The organism is Pseudomonas iridis (assembly GCF_017980685.1).
In the GTDB taxonomy this organism is placed as follows: domain Bacteria; phylum Pseudomonadota; class Gammaproteobacteria; order Pseudomonadales; family Pseudomonadaceae; genus Aquipseudomonas; species Aquipseudomonas iridis.
In genome coordinates, this window is record NZ_JACXXO010000002.1 from 170,025 (window position 1) to 185,484 (window position 15,460).

General features: G+C 60.1%; 18 protein-coding genes and 1 pseudogene. 18 read left to right on the forward strand and 1 reads right to left on the reverse strand.

What is annotated here, in order from left to right; all coding sequences use genetic code 11:
• Positions 1-6: 6 nt before the first annotated feature.
• The 18 genes and pseudogenes from IEQ42_RS05720 (at position 7) to IEQ42_RS05800 (ending at position 13,705) form a co-directional block, all read left to right on the forward strand.
• Positions 7-1,125: a DUF2586 domain-containing protein gene (locus tag IEQ42_RS05720; protein ID WP_210702853.1), complete on the forward strand. Its 1,119-nt coding sequence runs from the start codon at positions 7-9 to the stop codon at positions 1,123-1,125.
• 6 nt (positions 1,126-1,131) lie between these two features.
• Positions 1,132-1,584, forward strand: a complete 453-nt coding sequence (locus IEQ42_RS05725) for a phage protein (protein WP_210702854.1) — start codon at positions 1,132-1,134, stop codon at positions 1,582-1,584.
• A complete protein-coding gene (locus tag IEQ42_RS05730) occupies positions 1,584-1,796 on the forward strand; it encodes a TraR/DksA family transcriptional regulator (protein ID WP_120266632.1) in 213 nt (70 codons plus the stop codon). The genes IEQ42_RS05725 and IEQ42_RS05730 overlap by 1 nt, the downstream gene beginning before the upstream one ends.
• Positions 1,793-1,999 carry a hypothetical protein gene (locus IEQ42_RS05735; protein ID WP_169880197.1) on the forward strand — a complete coding sequence of 69 codons (207 nt, stop codon included), beginning with the start codon at positions 1,793-1,795 and terminating at the stop codon, positions 1,997-1,999. Before IEQ42_RS05730 ends, IEQ42_RS05735 begins: the two co-directional genes overlap by 4 nt.
• Positions 1,996-2,520 carry a lysozyme gene (locus IEQ42_RS05740; RefSeq protein ID WP_210702855.1) on the forward strand — a complete coding sequence of 175 codons (525 nt, stop codon included), beginning with the start codon at positions 1,996-1,998 and terminating at the stop codon, positions 2,518-2,520. The genes IEQ42_RS05735 and IEQ42_RS05740 overlap by 4 nt, the downstream gene beginning before the upstream one ends.
• Entirely contained in the window at positions 2,517-3,032 is a 516-nt protein-coding gene (locus IEQ42_RS05745; RefSeq protein WP_210702856.1) for a lysis system i-spanin subunit Rz, read from the forward strand. The genes IEQ42_RS05740 and IEQ42_RS05745 overlap by 4 nt, the downstream gene beginning before the upstream one ends.
• A 37-nt stretch (positions 3,033-3,069) precedes the next feature.
• Positions 3,070-3,360, forward strand: a complete 291-nt coding sequence (locus tag IEQ42_RS05750) for a putative phage tail assembly chaperone (RefSeq protein WP_210702857.1) — start codon at positions 3,070-3,072, stop codon at positions 3,358-3,360.
• A 20-nt stretch (positions 3,361-3,380) separates the two neighbouring features.
• The gene (locus IEQ42_RS27620) at positions 3,381-3,524 is read left to right on the forward strand and encodes a DUF6890 family protein (protein ID WP_414704675.1); all 144 of its coding nucleotides are present in this window, start codon (positions 3,381-3,383) and stop codon (positions 3,522-3,524) included.
• A 6-nt stretch (positions 3,525-3,530) separates the two neighbouring features.
• Positions 3,531-5,618, forward strand: coding sequence for a phage tail tape measure protein (locus tag IEQ42_RS05755; RefSeq protein ID WP_210702858.1), 2,088 nt, complete (start codon positions 3,531-3,533; stop codon positions 5,616-5,618).
• On the forward strand, positions 5,615-5,932 hold the full coding sequence (locus IEQ42_RS05760) for a DUF2590 family protein (protein ID WP_210702859.1): 318 nt from the start codon (positions 5,615-5,617) through the stop codon (positions 5,930-5,932). Before IEQ42_RS05755 ends, IEQ42_RS05760 begins: the two co-directional genes overlap by 4 nt.
• Positions 5,929-7,101 carry a baseplate J/gp47 family protein gene (locus IEQ42_RS05765; protein ID WP_210702860.1) on the forward strand — a complete coding sequence of 391 codons (1,173 nt, stop codon included), beginning with the start codon at positions 5,929-5,931 and terminating at the stop codon, positions 7,099-7,101. The genes IEQ42_RS05760 and IEQ42_RS05765 overlap by 4 nt, the downstream gene beginning before the upstream one ends.
• Positions 7,094-7,609, forward strand: a pseudogene (locus IEQ42_RS05770) (phage tail protein); the annotation flags it as partial. The gene IEQ42_RS05765 and the pseudogene IEQ42_RS05770, both read left to right, overlap by 8 nt.
• A 175-nt stretch (positions 7,610-7,784) precedes the next feature.
• Entirely contained in the window at positions 7,785-10,061 is a 2,277-nt protein-coding gene (locus IEQ42_RS05775) for a Kelch repeat-containing protein (RefSeq protein WP_210702862.1), read from the forward strand.
• A 9-nt stretch (positions 10,062-10,070) separates the two neighbouring features.
• On the forward strand, positions 10,071-10,589 hold the full coding sequence (locus tag IEQ42_RS05780; RefSeq protein ID WP_210702863.1) for a DUF4376 domain-containing protein: 519 nt from the start codon (positions 10,071-10,073) through the stop codon (positions 10,587-10,589).
• The gene (locus IEQ42_RS05785; RefSeq protein ID WP_210702864.1) at positions 10,586-11,512 is read left to right on the forward strand and encodes a hypothetical protein; all 927 of its coding nucleotides are present in this window, start codon (positions 10,586-10,588) and stop codon (positions 11,510-11,512) included. The genes IEQ42_RS05780 and IEQ42_RS05785 overlap by 4 nt, the downstream gene beginning before the upstream one ends.
• Positions 11,509-12,051, forward strand: coding sequence for a baseplate complex protein (locus IEQ42_RS05790; protein ID WP_210702865.1), 543 nt, complete (start codon positions 11,509-11,511; stop codon positions 12,049-12,051). The genes IEQ42_RS05785 and IEQ42_RS05790 overlap by 4 nt, the downstream gene beginning before the upstream one ends.
• Positions 12,048-12,758, forward strand: coding sequence for a hypothetical protein (locus IEQ42_RS05795; protein WP_210702866.1), 711 nt, complete (start codon positions 12,048-12,050; stop codon positions 12,756-12,758). The genes IEQ42_RS05790 and IEQ42_RS05795 overlap by 4 nt, the downstream gene beginning before the upstream one ends.
• Entirely contained in the window at positions 12,731-13,705 is a 975-nt protein-coding gene (locus IEQ42_RS05800; protein WP_210702867.1) for a hypothetical protein, read from the forward strand. Before IEQ42_RS05795 ends, IEQ42_RS05800 begins: the two co-directional genes overlap by 28 nt.
• A 668-nt stretch (positions 13,706-14,373) precedes the next feature.
• Here the strand turns inward: IEQ42_RS05800 and IEQ42_RS05805 are convergent.
• Positions 14,374-14,607, reverse strand: coding sequence for a hypothetical protein (locus tag IEQ42_RS05805; protein WP_210702868.1), 234 nt, complete (start codon positions 14,605-14,607; stop codon positions 14,374-14,376).
• Positions 14,608-15,460 lie beyond the last annotated feature (853 nt).

A 15,460-nucleotide genomic window follows, 5' to 3' on the forward strand; every position in this document is an offset into this window, starting at 1 on the left:
GCTTTTATGGCACTCGGTTCAGTCAAAGTTCGTAACCTCAATCTCGGCCAGGGCGTCGTGAGCGGGGTCGAGCGTTACTTCTTGTTCATTGGCCCAGCTGCCAAGAACGCCGGCGGTCTGCTCCCGCTCAACACTGACAGTGACCTGGACGTCGAGCTGGGCACCGCTGCCAGCGAGTTGAAAACCCAGATCCTGGCTGCTCGCGCCAATGGCGGCGACAGCTGGGCCTGTCTTGCTGCGCCACTGGCCTCCGACAGCACCTGGCAACTGGCTCTGACCAAGGCCCTACAAACCGGTTATGAGTTTGAAGCAGTCGTGGTCACCACGCCGGTGACAGCTGCTGCTGAACTCTCCGCAATGAACGACGCGGCGGTGCTGGTCCTCAATACCTATGCCTGCCGGGCGTTCTTCATTGCTGCCTCGGTTGGCATCGATGCCGCGACTCAGACCTGGGCGCAATACGCGCTGGCTCAGAAAGCTCTGGTGCTCGATCTCGCCGCGCCTCGAGTCATGTGTGTGCCGCTCATGCATGGCAATGACCAGGGCGTGTTGGCCGGTCGTTTGGCCGACGCCTCCGTGAGTGTTGCGGACAGCCCAATGCGTGTGGCCACCGGTGCGGTGCTTGGCCTTGGCGCTACCCCAGTCGACTCCGAAGGCGTGCCATTGCAGTCGGCCACCCGTTCAACGCTGGACGCTGCGCGCTTCACGGTCACCCAGACTTATGTCGGTTACCCGGGCGTGTTCTTCGGCGACGGCAACATGCTCGACAGCCCCGACAGCGACTTCAAGGTCATTGAATACCTGCGTATCACCGACAAGGCCGCCCGCGCTGTACGGCCTTTGCTGATTCGCCGTGTTGCTGATCGCCGCTTGAACAACTCGGCCAACAGCATGGCAGTGAACATCAGTGCGCTGATGGCCCCGCTGCGTGCCATGGCCAAGTCCACAAAGTTCGCTGGCCAGGTGTTCCCGGGCGAGATCGAGCAGCCCAAGGACGGCGACATCGTCTTGACCTGGAAGAGCAAAACGGCCGTAGAGGCCTACATCAAGTTGCGCCCCCTTAACTGCCCGAAAGACCTGACCGCGAACATCGCGCTGGACCTTTCGACCACTGAAACGGAGTAACCCCGCATGGCTGCAAAGATTGGCGGCAAGAACTTCGATGTGAACCTGGGCGATCTGCTCGTTCACGTTGAGAGCGGCACCATCGACATCACCGACAACAGCACCGTGGCCCAGACCAAGGGTGTGCCGAACGGGCACGTCGATGGTGACGTGGCCGCAGCGGGTGAACTGGAGCTGGACACCACCAACTTCAACCTGCTGATCGAGCAGGCCAAGAGCGCCGGCAGTTTTCGCGAGCTGGAACCGTTCGACATCGTGTTTTTCGCCAAGGCGGGCGACGAGGAACTGCGCATCGAAGCGTTCGGTTGCAAGGTGCGGATCTCCAGCCTGTTGAGCCTCGACCCGAAAGGCGGCGAGAAGAACAAACACAAGATCCCGTTCGACGTCACCAGTCCGGACTTCATCAAGATCAACGGCGTGCCGTACCTGTCCGCTGCTGAAATTGAGGGCCTGACCTGATGGTGTGCCCGTTCGACCGCGCCCAGGCGCTTGAGCTTCGGCAGCGCGAGCAGGCCATCAAGGCCGTGCTTGCGCGCAAGCGGCCGATCGGGCCAAGCCTCACCCATTGCGAGGACTGCGACAACGAGATTCCTGCAGCGCGCCAAGCGCTCGGCGGCATGACCCGTTGCGTCCCGTGCCAGTCAATTTTTGAACGGGAGGTTCGGCGATGAGCGCGAATCAAGCCGCCCAGGACACCGCCATTGCGTTGGCAAAAGCGTCACCCGCGATCGGCGTAGCTGCCACCGGTGTGACCGGCGCCGTTGATTGGTCGGCGGTGGCTTACATGCTGACGGCCTTCTACATGGTGCTGCAGATCCTGCTCCTGGTTCCCAAGTACCGGCAGATGTTGCGCGATTGGAAGGTGAAGGGATGAACCTGCGCCACAAGATCGCCATCGGCGCCCTGGTGCTGGTCAGCACCACGTTCACTTCGTTCCTGGGTAAGTGGGAAGGCACCGGACAGAACGTCGTGTATGCCGATCCGCTGGCCCGTGGCCTGCCGACCGTGTGCAAGGGCATCACCCGTTACACCAGCCCGGTGCCGGTCGTAGTGGGTGATTACTGGTCCGACGCCCGCTGCGCCGAGGTGGAAAGCCTGGTGGTTTCGAAAGGGCAGCTAGCCCTGGCGGATTGCCTGACGAATCAGGCGATCGGGCAGAACGCCTTCGATGCGCTGAGCAGCCATGGCCACAACGTTGGGACGCCGAGCACGTGCGCCAGTCGGGCCGTGGGCCTGATCAACTCCGGTCGCATCGCTGAAGGCTGCAGGGCGCTGGCCTACGCGCCGGACGGCTCGCCAGTCTGGTCGTACGTGACTTTGCCCAGCGGTCGCAAGCAGTTCGTTCAAGGGCTGCACAACCGCCGGATCGCTGAAATGGAGCTTTGCCTTAAATGACCATCTCACTGCCGCGCCTTGCCCTGTTCCTGCTGCTGGCCAGCCTCGCCGCTTACATCCTTTTTGACTACGTCGCAGACCAGCGCGACTACGCCCGGGGAGAGCGTGATGCCGCTGTGCTCAATCTGGGCACTGTCACCACCGAGCGCGACGGCCTGCGCGAAGCGGCGCGGATCTCCGGCGAAATGCTGGCTGCCCGTGATGCCAACGACCTGAAACACACCCTGGAGCTGAACCATGAACGCGAGACCAATAAGGCTTTGCAGTTTGCTGTTGCTGCTCGCGATAAGCGGCTGCTCATCAAAGCCAGTTGCTCCACCGCCACCGCAGTACCTGGTGCCACCGGCACCGGCACCGGCAGCGTGGCTGATGCTGGATCCGCCGAACTCGCAGCAGACGCTCGACCGGATTATTTCACCCTCCGAGATCAGCTCGCCCTAACCCGGCAGATGGTCCTCGGACTGCAGGACTACACCCGGCAGGTGTGCCAACGCATGCCCGCCAATCCCTGATCAACATCCACCAAAACCCTTACAGACGGACTCTCCAATGACTGACGTAAACCGCGACATCACCCTGGAAATCGGCGACCAGGAGTTCACCTTCCAGATGACCCCCCAGGTTGTGACCAAGTACTTCAACGCCACCACCCAGGCGAACAAGGTGGCTCCGGCCAACAACCTGCTGATGGGCACCGTCAAGCAGGAAGAACGCGCCACGCTGAAGCCCTTGCTGGCCAACCCGGTGACGGTGATGGAGCTGGCCGGTGCGCTGCTTGAAGAGTACTCGCCGGACATCGACATCATCGTAAAAAAGTCCTCAGCCACGCTGACGGCTTAACCGAAGACAGCCTGGGCCAGTTGCTGGCCCTGACTACCCGCTGGCTACCTGGTACCGAACCCACGATCGAAAACATGGGGATGGCCAAGTGGCTGGAGGACGAACACTGGAGACGCATGGAGATCGCCGTGGCTAACGGCATCGCCTTTGCGCTGAACGGATAAAACCCCATGGCTGACCGCAGCGCACGCTTGGCTTTCATCCTCAGTCTGACCGACAAGGTCAGCGCGCCCCTGGGCAAGGTGAAAACCAGCTTCACCGACCTGGCCACCCAAGGCCAGCAGAACATCATGAAGATGGGCGCAGGCCTGGCCGGCATGGTGGGCGCGGGTGTGGCCATTACCGAATCGCTGGAACCGGCGCTGGAAATGAACCGCGCCCTGGGCGAAGTCCGCTCGCTGGGCGTGGCCGAAGATGCGCTGAATGCCCTCAATCAAAAGTCGCTGGAGTTCTCAGTGAACTACGGCGAGAACGCCCGCGACTTCGTAGCCTCGGCCTACAGCATCTCGGGCGCGATCAAGGGGTTGTCCGGCGACCAGCTGGCGACCTTCACCAACACCAGCAACCTGTTGGCCAAGGCCACCAAGTCCGACGCCGAGACCATGGGCGCCTACGTCGGCACCATGTACAACCTGTTCAAAACCTCGGCCGACGCCATGGGCAAAAGCCAGTGGGTCGAAAAGCTGGGTGGTCAGACGGCACTGGCGGCGCAGCTATTCCGCACGGACGGCGCACAGCTCAAGGATGCGTTCAAGGAAGTGGGCCAGCTCGCCACCACGGCGGGCGTCGACATCGCTGAGCAGTTCGCGGTGATCGGTACTTTGAGCAGCACCATGGAAGGCGGCGACGCCGGCGGCTTGTACAAGTCGTTTTTCGAGAACATCGGCGCAGCGTCCGACAAGCTCAAGATCAAATTCACCGAGCAAAACGGCCAGCTGATGCCGATGACCGACATTCTGGCCAAGCTCGAGGGCAAGTTCGGCGACCTGACCAGTGCCGCTGCTGGCACCAAGCTGACCGAGGCGTTCGGCGGGGAAGGGGCACGGGTGATCAACGCCCTGGCCAAGGACACCGACCGATTCAAAAACGGCCTCGACCAGTTGGGCAAAGTCCGCGGCTTGGAGAGTGCCGAGAAAATGGCCAAGGCCATGGTGGATCCGTGGCAGCAGTTCGGCGCGGCCGTCCAGGCGTTACGCATTGCTTTCGGCCAGGCGCTGATCCCAATGCTCGCCCCGCTGATGGGCAAACTGGTGGGTATCGCCGGCACGCTGACCCGCTGGACCCAGCTGTTCCCCAACATCACCCGCGTGATCGGCATCACCGTGCTGGTGATCCTCGGCCTGACCGCCGCCATGGCCGCGATGACCTTCACTGTGGGTCTGGCCAAAATGGTCTGGCTATCGCTGGTCACCATCTGGAAAGTCCTGACCTGGACGGGTTTCCGCAGCATCGCCATGTTCCTGGTGCACACCGTGTTGATCGCAGGCTTTGTCCTCGGTCTGGCGGCGCTCTACACCTGGATGGGGCTGGTCAAGGTCGGCATGTTGCTTTGGCAGGGCGCGATCTGGCTGGTCAACGCCGCCATGTATGCCAACCCGGTGGGGCTGATCATCGCCGGTATTGTCGCCCTGGTCGCGATCGTCGGCGCCGCGATCTACTACTGGGACGACTGGACCGGCGCTCTGATGAACACCACAGCATTCAAGTGGATCGCCAGCCAGCTGCAGGCGCTATCGGATTGGTTCGGATCGATCGGTGGCTGGACCGGTATGGCCAGCGCAGCCTGGGACGGCATCGTGGCGATCTTCAAGAACGCGATCAACGGCCTGATCGAGATGTTGAACAAGATCCCCGGCGTGCAGATCGATGCGGCCTTTGGCGAGATGCCCAAAGCGCCGGAGATTCCCGGCATTGAAGCGCCGGTACCGAACACGCCGGCAGTGGATCGGGCGCTGCAGGTCGCCCAACAGCCGTTGGCGTCGCGTCCTGCCCTGTCGGTAGTTCCGCCCCTGGTCATGGCGCCGGCTCCGACCGAACAGGCCGAGCAAGCCCGCCAGCGCATGAGCGCAACGACCGGAAGCCTTTCCCCGACGCGCCCGACCGCCGTGCCCCAGGGCGGTCTGCTGCGCAGCATCCAGAACACCAACAACCAGACCCAAAACAAGGGCACGCATGTGGAGACCCTCAACATCAACACGGCCAAGCCTATGACCCCGTTGGAAGTGGAAAACATGATGAGCATGGCGGTGGGTGGATGAGCGAATACATCGATCTGCTGATCACGGATAACGACCTGGCACTGGATCTGTCACGCCAGCCGCTGCCGGTCGAGGATCGCGCCTGCATTGCCCAGGACATCGGCCACATGATCCGCGAAAGCGGTCTGCTGGTGACGTTGGTGGCTGAGCGCAACCGCCTGAAACAGCGTGACTGCATCCAGCAGCTGGAGCTGTTGGTGGAAGCGGACGTGCGCCTGGTACCGGGCACCGCGTCGATCAAAGAGCTTGCACCAGGTCAGTACCTGGTCACCGCCACCACCCTGCAATTTGGCACTGTCGAGGTGACCCTGTGAGCGTCGATTTTAAACAGGCGCTCGCTGACTCGGGCATTCCGACGACCGAGGCCGCGCTGAAGGCCGCCTGGGAAGCCGAGGTAACCGCTCAAGGCAGCAAGCTGGCCAACACCAGCGCCTATTCGCCGTTCTGGCGAGTGATCACCGCGCTGGTGACCAAGCCGGTGCTGTGGCTGCTGACCTTTGTCAGCGACACCGTGTTGCCGAATTTTTTCGTCAAGACTGCCGAAAAGGCCTGGCTCGACATGCTGGCCTGGGCGGTCAACGTCGAGCGTAAAGCACCGACCAAGGCCATCGGCACGTTGTTGTTCAGTCGCGCCACGACGGCGGGCGAATTCGAAGTCCCTATCGGCACGCGGGTGCAGTCAGCCTCTATCAATGGCCACGTTTACGAACTGGTGACCACCGCGGCTGCCAGCTTTGTCGAAGGCGAGTCACAACTACAAATTCCGGCTATGGCTGTCGACGCAGGTAGTGGCTACAACCTCGCTCCGGGCTATTACGCGATCTTGCCGGTGCCGGTACCGGGCGTGGTTCAGGTGGTCAACCTCGACGGCTGGCTGGCGACGCCGGGTTCGGATTCCGAGCCGGACGACCAGCTGCGCCTGCGTGTGCGCAACCAGTTCAGCGCGGTCAATCAGTGGCACACCGACGCGGTGTATCGCGCCTTGATCGCGGCATTCCCGGGCGTATCGGCCAATGGTGTGTACTTCGAACATGGGGCACCGCGTGGCCCAGGCAGCGCCAATGCCTACGTATTGTTCGAAGCGGGCGTGCCGGCGGACACGTACCTGGAGCAGATCAACGCCAAGATCATGGACGAGGGCAACCATGGCCACGGCGATTCCATGTTGGTCATGGTCATGCCCGAAACCCTGCACGACGTCAGCTTGCAGGTGTGGCCGGTGGCGAACCTGACCGTGACGCAGCGTGCCACCTTGCTAGCCGATATCGCTCTGTTTGTGCGGGCAGCGTTCCGGGAAAGCACTGGGCGCGATTACACGCCGACGCTGACCTGGCCGCAGTCGCGCTTTTCCTTCAGCCGCCTGATCGAGGAACTGCACGAACAGTTCCCCGGCATCGAGTCGATGAAGTTCGGCAACGAGGACATCATTTCTGACCTGGTCATTCCCCGGCTGCAGGCGCTGGAGGTGACGTTCGATGATTAAGCTCGAACTGCCGTTCTGGCTGGACGGCGCAGAGATCACCAAGCTCAAGGCCACCGCCCAGGCCTGGTGGGATTCTGTCGAGGGCTGGATGCGCTGGCCGCTGCTGCAGATGGACGCTGAGACCTGCCATCTGGCCATTCTGGATCTACTCGCCTGGCAGCGCGACATCACCCGCTTTCGAGGCGAGTCCGAGGCGCTGTACCGCCTGCGCGTCAAATACGCCTTTATCAACGCGGTCGACGCCGGATCGGTGATCGGCTTCCAGCGGATCCTGCAGCGCCTCGGCGTCGGGTATGTGCGGATCGAAGAACGCCTGCCCGATCGGGACTGGGACATCGTCCAGCTGCACCTGAGTGATTCGCAGCTTTCGGAAAATCCAGCGCTGCTGGACATGATCGTTCACCAGTACGGGCGCACCTGCCGCCGTTACGAATTCGTCAGCACCTCCGTGGTTCGCCTGGTGATGGCTGCCTACGAGATCAGCAACGACCAAATGACCCTGATCGCCAAGTTCGACGACACGCAAAGCGTGGGTATGCGCCTGGCCACTTCCGAGTTCGGTAACGACCACCTGTCGATGGTCGCCCGTTTCAACGACACCCAAACGGTCGGCCTGGCGCTGACCACCTCCGAGTTCAACAACGACCAGGTCACCCTGGTTACACGCTAAAAGGAATTACCCCATGGGGGCTAGCATTACCCTTGCAGGCGAAAGCCTGATCTCGCAGAAACAGGCCGCACGCCAGACCGTTGAGGTGTCCCGCTTCATCCTGGCCAAAGTGCCCGGGCTGGATACCACCCTGCCGGTGGACCGCGCCGCCGGCGTGCCCGATGCCAACCTGATCGTGCATACCACGCCGGTCACCCGTGAAGGCTATTTGGCCACCAACAAGGTGGTGTACAGCCTGATGTTAGGCACTGACGTCGGCGACTTTGATTTCAACTGGATGGGCCTGGTGACGGCCGAGAACGTGCTGCTCATTGCGGCTTATGTCCCGCTGCAGCAGAAACGTCGCGAGATCCCGCCACTGCAGGCCGGCAACAACCTGACCCGCAACATCGTCTGGGAATATGACGGCGCGCAGTCGCTGTCGGGGATCACGGTGCCGGCCAGCACTTGGCAATTCGACTTCACCGCCGACTTCACCGCGATCAATACGCAGCTGGCCGAACTGAAAACCGAGTTGGCCAAGAAGGTTGATCTGGAAACCTGGACGCCGCCGGCAGCGGTCAGCCTTGACGGCCCCGTGCTGGTTTATCCAGGCAGCGTCAACACCTACACCATCACCGATTACAACCGTTTCAGCGTATTCACAGCATCGACCACCCTGGGCACAGTCGCCGTCGATGCGGACAAGGTGACGCTGACCATTCCTACGGTCGCGGCAGAAGGCCTGCTGACGCTCGAGGTGTTGCGCGATGGCAACAAGGCCTCGTTCCGCCTGCCGGTGGGCGCTGCCGCCATTGTGCCACCGAGTATCACCAGCCCTGCCAATTTGGCGACAGGAGTCATCCTGGACCCCTTGCTGATCACCACCGCGTTCGAGGTTTACCCAACGGGGTTCGATCACCACGTATCAACCCACTGGCAAATCGCGACCGACGAAGAATTCACCCAGCTAGTGTTGGACGTTACCAGCACGACGGAATTGGAGAGCCTGCGGCCCGGTGAACATAACGTCACGCTGGCACCCGGTAAACGGCACTACGCCCGGGCTTTTCACAACGGGGTTTCGTTACAGTCCGCCGCGCCGGTCGCTACGATTTTCAACACCGCTTCGACCTACATCCGTCGTCCCGCCATCCTGTTTCCCACCGATGGCCAGCAGGATGTCAGCTCAGGTTTGACGATCCTCAGTGATCCATTCAGCGTTTACGGGGGCAGTGACGTCCATCTGCAAAGCCGCTTCCAGGTCTTTCTTTCTCCAGATGGCACAGGGCTGGTGCATGACAGCGGTTGGGTGTCGACCAATCTGACCAGCTACAAACCGGCTACTGTTTTGGCTACACGTATCCAGGCGTACACCCGAGTCAAATACAAAGGTGAAACACTCGGCGAAACTGAATGGTCGCCGGTTATCGCATTTAAAACAGCGGGAGAGTTGGCCGGTACTTATGCACAGCTTAATGGCGGTGCTACGACACGCGCATACCATTCCGCAGTAGCGATAGACGGAAGCATGTATGTCTTTGGAGGATACAGTAGTTCCTCTTACGTGCTGGCTGATCTATGGAAGTACAACCAAGCAGGCAATTCATGGTCGCAGTTGGCATCGGCGACTGTGGCTCGCTACTGCCATAGCGCCGTGGAGATCGGCGGCAAAATGTATGTGTTCGGGGGTTACAATGGCGGTGTGCTTAGAACGCTGCAAGTTTACGATCCGGTCAAAAATACTTGGTCACAACTGGCTGATGGTCCGGACGCCCGGTACAACCACAGCGCAGTCGTCATCGACGGCAAGATGTATGTCTACGGCGGTAGCAGCGCTAGCAGCAATCAGGTTGGTACGGGCACTCTGTGGGTCTATAACCCTGTCAACAATACCTGGGCGACATTAACCGCCAGTGCCAATCGCTTCAATCACACCGCCGTCGCCATTAGCGGGAAGATGTATGTGTTTGCCGGAATTGCCGGTGGTAATTACCTTCGAGACCTGTGGGTATATACCCCCTCGACCAACAGTTGGGCGCAACTAACCTCGGCTACTGGCCCACGATCCAGTCACACTGCTGTAGCTCTATTCGGCAAGATGTATGTGTTCGGCGGCGACAGTGGCGGAGCTGATAGTCGTTACCGCGACCTGCAAGTTTTCGAACCTGATACCTCTACGTGGAAACAACTAACGCCAGCTGCCGACGTTCGTACCGACCATAGTGCAGTGGCGATCGGCAACAGTATCTATGTATTCGCCGGCGCTAACGTTTCAGCCTACCTCAACGACCTATGGTCTATTTCGTAAGGAACTGCCATGTACAAGTTGGAATCGTTTTCAAATGGCGGTGTGCTCGTCAGTAATACCGATACACCTTACAACGCGACATTTGCCGCAGCCAACGAGGCGGAAGCGATGCAGATTGTCGTGGGCCTGAATCAGCCTGTCATGCTCGCTGAGCTGGCCGCGCACCGTTTCGCGTTCGAGGTGGCGGGGCTTCAGCTGGCTGGGGGCATGCAGGTCAAAACAGACCGTGAAAGTCAGGCGCAACTGAACAGTGCTTACGTGACGTTGAACGGTGGGTTGATTCCCGACACCGACTGGAAGGGGGCAAATGGCTGGCAGCTGGTGGACCTCGAACAGATTACGCCGATCGCCAAGGCAGTGGCGGCGCATGGTCGCGGTTGCTTCCGTGGGGAGCGCCTCGTTCAAACGGCGATCAACGAAGCCGCGAACATGGACGACATCGAGGCGATCGACATTCCTGGCATGTTCGCTTCGGCCTACCAGGAAGCTTACGCCGAGGTCATGACGCCCGAGCAGGCGCCTGAATGAGCTGGGCGCCGGTGACCATGCAGTGGCCGGTCGAGGCGACGGCCTGGATGGATCAGATGGGAGCGGCCAAGGACATGGCCAGCGCCGAACTGGCGAGCACCGGTGCGCGCCTGACCAGCCTGGCGGATCAGGTCACCACCGATCTGAGCTTGATTGGCGCAGCGGTCAAGGGCGTCATTGCCAACGGTCGCGCCGCCTTGGACGGCCAGTTTGGCGAGATCCCCAAGTGCGTGGTGGTGACGCCGTTTCAAAGCGGCGTCGGACAGGGCACGGGCTATCAACGCTTCCTGTCAGCGCCCAACCTGGTGCAACGCCTGGCGGACAAGCTCGAGGACAACACCGACTCGGCCAGGCCGACCGGTGAGCAGTACGCCCTGGTGATCCTGTTCCTGGGCACGCGCTTCGACCAGATGGCCGGTGTGCTGTCGAAATTCAACGCGCTGATGCCGATCGCCGAACTGCAGAAAGCCGAGCGCCGTGCCCAGCACCTGTTCGACCTGGATACCTCGAAATGGGAACTGCCCAGCGTCGGCGCACTGCCGCGTTGGGGGGATCTACCACTGGAGCGTTGCACCGTGCTCAAGGAGGCCAGCGCCTCGATCAACGGCCAGTTGGCCCGCCTGGAAAGTTATGCGGCGGACAGTTCGCCGCTGGATGATTTAGCTGAACTGGCCCAGCGCAAAGCCGAACAAGCCCTGGGCCAGGACTCGAAACTCAATGCCCTGAAAGACCTGCTGGCCGGTGGTACGCCCGACACCAGCATGCAGGCGCGTTTGCTGGGACCAGGTGATGCCGGCGAGCTGCGCAAGCAGCTGCTCGAGGGCGACGGCGCCCCAGGTCATGAATGGGTGCTGTCGTCCGGAGTCATGCTGGTGGGATCCCTGCAGGGCCTGAGCTTTGTTCGCGAACTGGTGGGCCTATGACGCTGCTGCTCGATGGCCAACAAATCATCGGTAACCGCATGAAGGTGACGGCCAACCTCAAGATCGAAAGCGACGACATGTCGGGGCAGACCAGCAACACCGAAAAGTCGCACAAGGGCTTCAAGCCCAAGACGCTGACAGTCGCGCTGACGATCCCGTACAAGCAGCTGAGCAACCTGCGCACCCTGATGCGCCTGGCCGAAGGCACCGAAGGCGGTGGCCAGCTCAAGACGTACCGGATCGTCAACGATACCGCCGAGGCGTTCGGCATCCGTCAGGTGACGTTTTCCGACGGCGTCAGCGCCCGCGAAGACGACAGCCTGGCGCAATGGATCGTCCAGTTCACCCTGTCGGAAAAGCTCTCGAACCCGGAAAAAGTCGAGAGTCGACGCGCCGGCAACCCGGTGAAGTCGCAATCTGCACCAGGTGACGGCGTGGCCGGGACCGGCGCCGATGGATCGAGCGGCGCGCCCCAAGAGCTGACCGGCTTTGAAGCAGTCCTGAAAAAAGTGGACTCCTACCTGGGCGGCACACCATGAGTATGAAGCTGCACAAAGTGCTGAAGATCAATGGCGTCGTGGTGCCGCTGGTGAAAGACGAAGTTCGCCTGGAGATCAAAAGCCCAGGGCGGGCGATGTTCACCATTCAGGCCGGGGCCTCGGTGCAAGGCCTTGTGACGCTCGACATCGGCTACAACGAAGCCGCGCTGCAGCGCCACTTCATCGGCTATGTCGAGCGCTGCACCGCGGCGAATGGCATCGAGCAGGTGGTGTTCTGCCGTGAGCTCGCCGCTGTCCTGGCCCGCCCGTTGCCGTTGAACCTGCGTCATGTGGATCTGCGCGCCGTGCTCACCGAGATCAGCAGCAAGACCGGCCTGCGCTTTCGTGTTCCGGATCAGCCATACACCAAGGTGAAAGCCCCGTTTTTCTACAGCCTGGCGGCCGGATATCAGGCGCTGGACAGCATGGCGCGAGTGTTCGGCATTGCCGATTTTATCTGGCAGCAGCAGGGCGACGGTGAAGTATTCGTCGGCTCCTGGGCCGACAGCTTCTTTGGTGCTCGAGCACCGCTGCAACTCCCGGTCAGTCTGTTCGATGGCTACCAGGGCAATCAAAGCGCAATGGTCGCGGCTCTCCCCGGGCTACGACCAGGTGCAACAATTAACCAGGGCGAGCGGATCACCAGTGTCACGCTTGCCGGCACACAGATGGCCATCAAATGGACGACGCAATCAAGCGCAGCGTAGAACGCCAATTCCCTGAACTGACCGGTGGCTACCACCTGCCGCGCTTTGCCCGCGTGGTGGGGGTCGCTGACGCGCCCGCCGGCGCCTCCATTTGCGACGACTTTCGGCCACGCTACGCGGTCGATATTGAAGTACTCGGCCCGGACGGTGAACCGGATCCGGCACTACCCCTGCTGTCCGGCGTGCCGTTGCCGCTGCCCTCGGGCGGCGATGAGATGGGCATGTTTGCCTTTCCCCATGAAGGCACCCAGGTGGTGGTGTGCTTCGCCTATGGCCTGCCGCACAAGCCCTATATCCAGACGATCCTGCCGCACGGCCTGAGCCTGCCCAAGGTGCCAAAGGGTGACCAGGTGTGGCAACACAGTGATGCGGTGCAGCAACGCGCCGATGCGGAGGGTAACTGGCTACGGCAGACCGATGGCAAGATCCGCGACCACTCGCTGGAGCGCGAAGTGGAAGCCCTGGGCAACCGCGAGCAGTATCAGAGCCATGACCAGGACGTGGAACACCATTCGACCGAGAAGGTGGGTGGGATCAAGCGGATCGACGCCCTGGGCGCGCTCAAGCTTCTTTCAGGCGGTACCGCCTCACTGGCATCAGTGGACGACATGCACCAGGCGACCGGGCGGGATTACAACCTGGTGGTGAGCAGGAAGCACAACGCCTCCGTGGGCGGCGATATGCAGGAAAAAATCAAGGGCGTGCGCAAAAGTGTTACCGACATCAGCCAGCGGCTGCAGGCGCCCAAGACTTGGATAGGATCGGAAGGGATCAACGTGTTGCGAGTGCTGGGGGATTTGCTCGACCTGGTGCAGCAGATGAACACCCAGATTGCAGCCCACGGACACCCTCAGCTTGGCGCACCGCCAACCAATGCGGCCGCGTTCACTGCAGACGCTGCCAAGGCTGCGCTGCTGTCTGCAGCGCTGGGGTCAGTCACGCTTTAAGGCTTCGCTCCGTTGCGTTGCCCATGCGCGAAACATAAACTGATGGACGTTGAAGCGTCCTGTGAGGATTACAGGTTCGGTTATTAACCGAGCTTGTGAGATAAAAAACCGCCCTACTAAGGCGGTTTTTTTTCGGTCGCTGAATCTCTAGTGTAGAGCTGTGGGCACTGTTGGCTCGTAGTCGCCGATCCGCTGGAGCACACCATTCTCGTCCACTTTGTATTTACCACCTGGTGCGCTGAGCTGTCCCCCACATTTCGGACAGGGTGTTCCATGATTAATCGCACCGGTGTTCAGTGTCAGATTCCCAGGATAGGTGGATGTCGCTTCGATTCCACATCCGTCACATGTAAGTTTCAGTTTTGCAACCATCGGTAATTCCTTCCGTTAGAGGCGTCTATGGCCTCGAATTATGTCATATGGCCAGCAAGGTGCGCGCCACTGAGAAGTTAATCACGCTCGGAGCCCCTTACCGCAAAACGCAAAAAGCCCGCAATTAAGCGGGCTTTCTCTTTGATCTTTTAAGTCTAGTATCGTCACCCTCTAATCATACCCGATACTTTTTGGTATGGGAATTTATACCGGGCGGTCGCAGCGTTTTTGTGGCTGTTCGGATAATCGTGTGCAATTCAGATACGCCACCCTCAATCCCTTCGAGTGCGCCGCAGTCATTGCGGCAGTTCCAGTATTACCTCAACGGCGTATGCCAATGCCCCGTCAGCCTGTTCTAGCAGGTCGCTGAGGTCATCACGATTGATCACGTCCGATCGGTGCAGGGCGTTAGCCATCCTGAGCAGCACTTTGTGCTGAGCGCCAGGGTTTGCAAGCAGTGCGATGTTGTCGTTCAGCAAGACCGTCCATGTGGCGATCGCAGCGGTTCGTTCGATGGTTGCGATGTCCATAGGCTCGGCCTCATTCCATCTTTAAAAATACTGTACGGATGCACAGTATAACCACAGAGGGATATTTCTCCACGGGCGGGCGATGAAATGTGGTTTTGAGCGATGAGATTCATTCGCAAGAAAATATCCGCCAGAATAAAAAAACTTCGGAAAAAGCACTTATCCCCCTCCCGCCGACGGGCTTTGCGTGATTTTTTTGTGCAATTCGCCGGGTAGTGCAAACCCGGCTGCAGCCCGCGCCGCCCGTGGGCCTCTGCAGGTGATTGGCCTTTTCATTTTGTGAAAGGTTTTGCGAGGAAATGAAGCGCGGTTGCACAGCGGCACACCGACCAGGTGAAAACGGCCAAAGGCTGACACCCCCGGATTCATTGGGCGAAAAATACGAAAACGGGTGTTTCGGTGCATTTTCAAAATCGTGATCGATCAGAAAGTACCGGTGTAATGCAATCAATCCGGGCAGGACGCTACGCGGTGTGCATCAGGCCAGCCGTGGCCTGCAGCCGATATTTGGGGTGAAACCAGTTTTCACGGGGCTGCACATGCGCTGCTGCATTCGCTCGCCATTTTGGAGGCGTTAAAAACAGGGTTTTGATGAGATTTGTTCTCAGAGCGAGGGGGGTAATTCTGAAAACAGCGATATTGGCTATACGACCCATCGAGGTGCACTGCAGGCCACGATTTCCGTGGCTTTCCGGTATTACATGGCGAAGTAATATCAAGCGATATGAAACGTAATATTTTCCTCAAACCCCCGGATTCATTGGGTTTTAAAGAATGTAAATATAGCTATTTAGAAAGGTAACAATATCGCCAATGTATCGCTTCGATATCGCCTTTTCCGGAATCGTTGAAA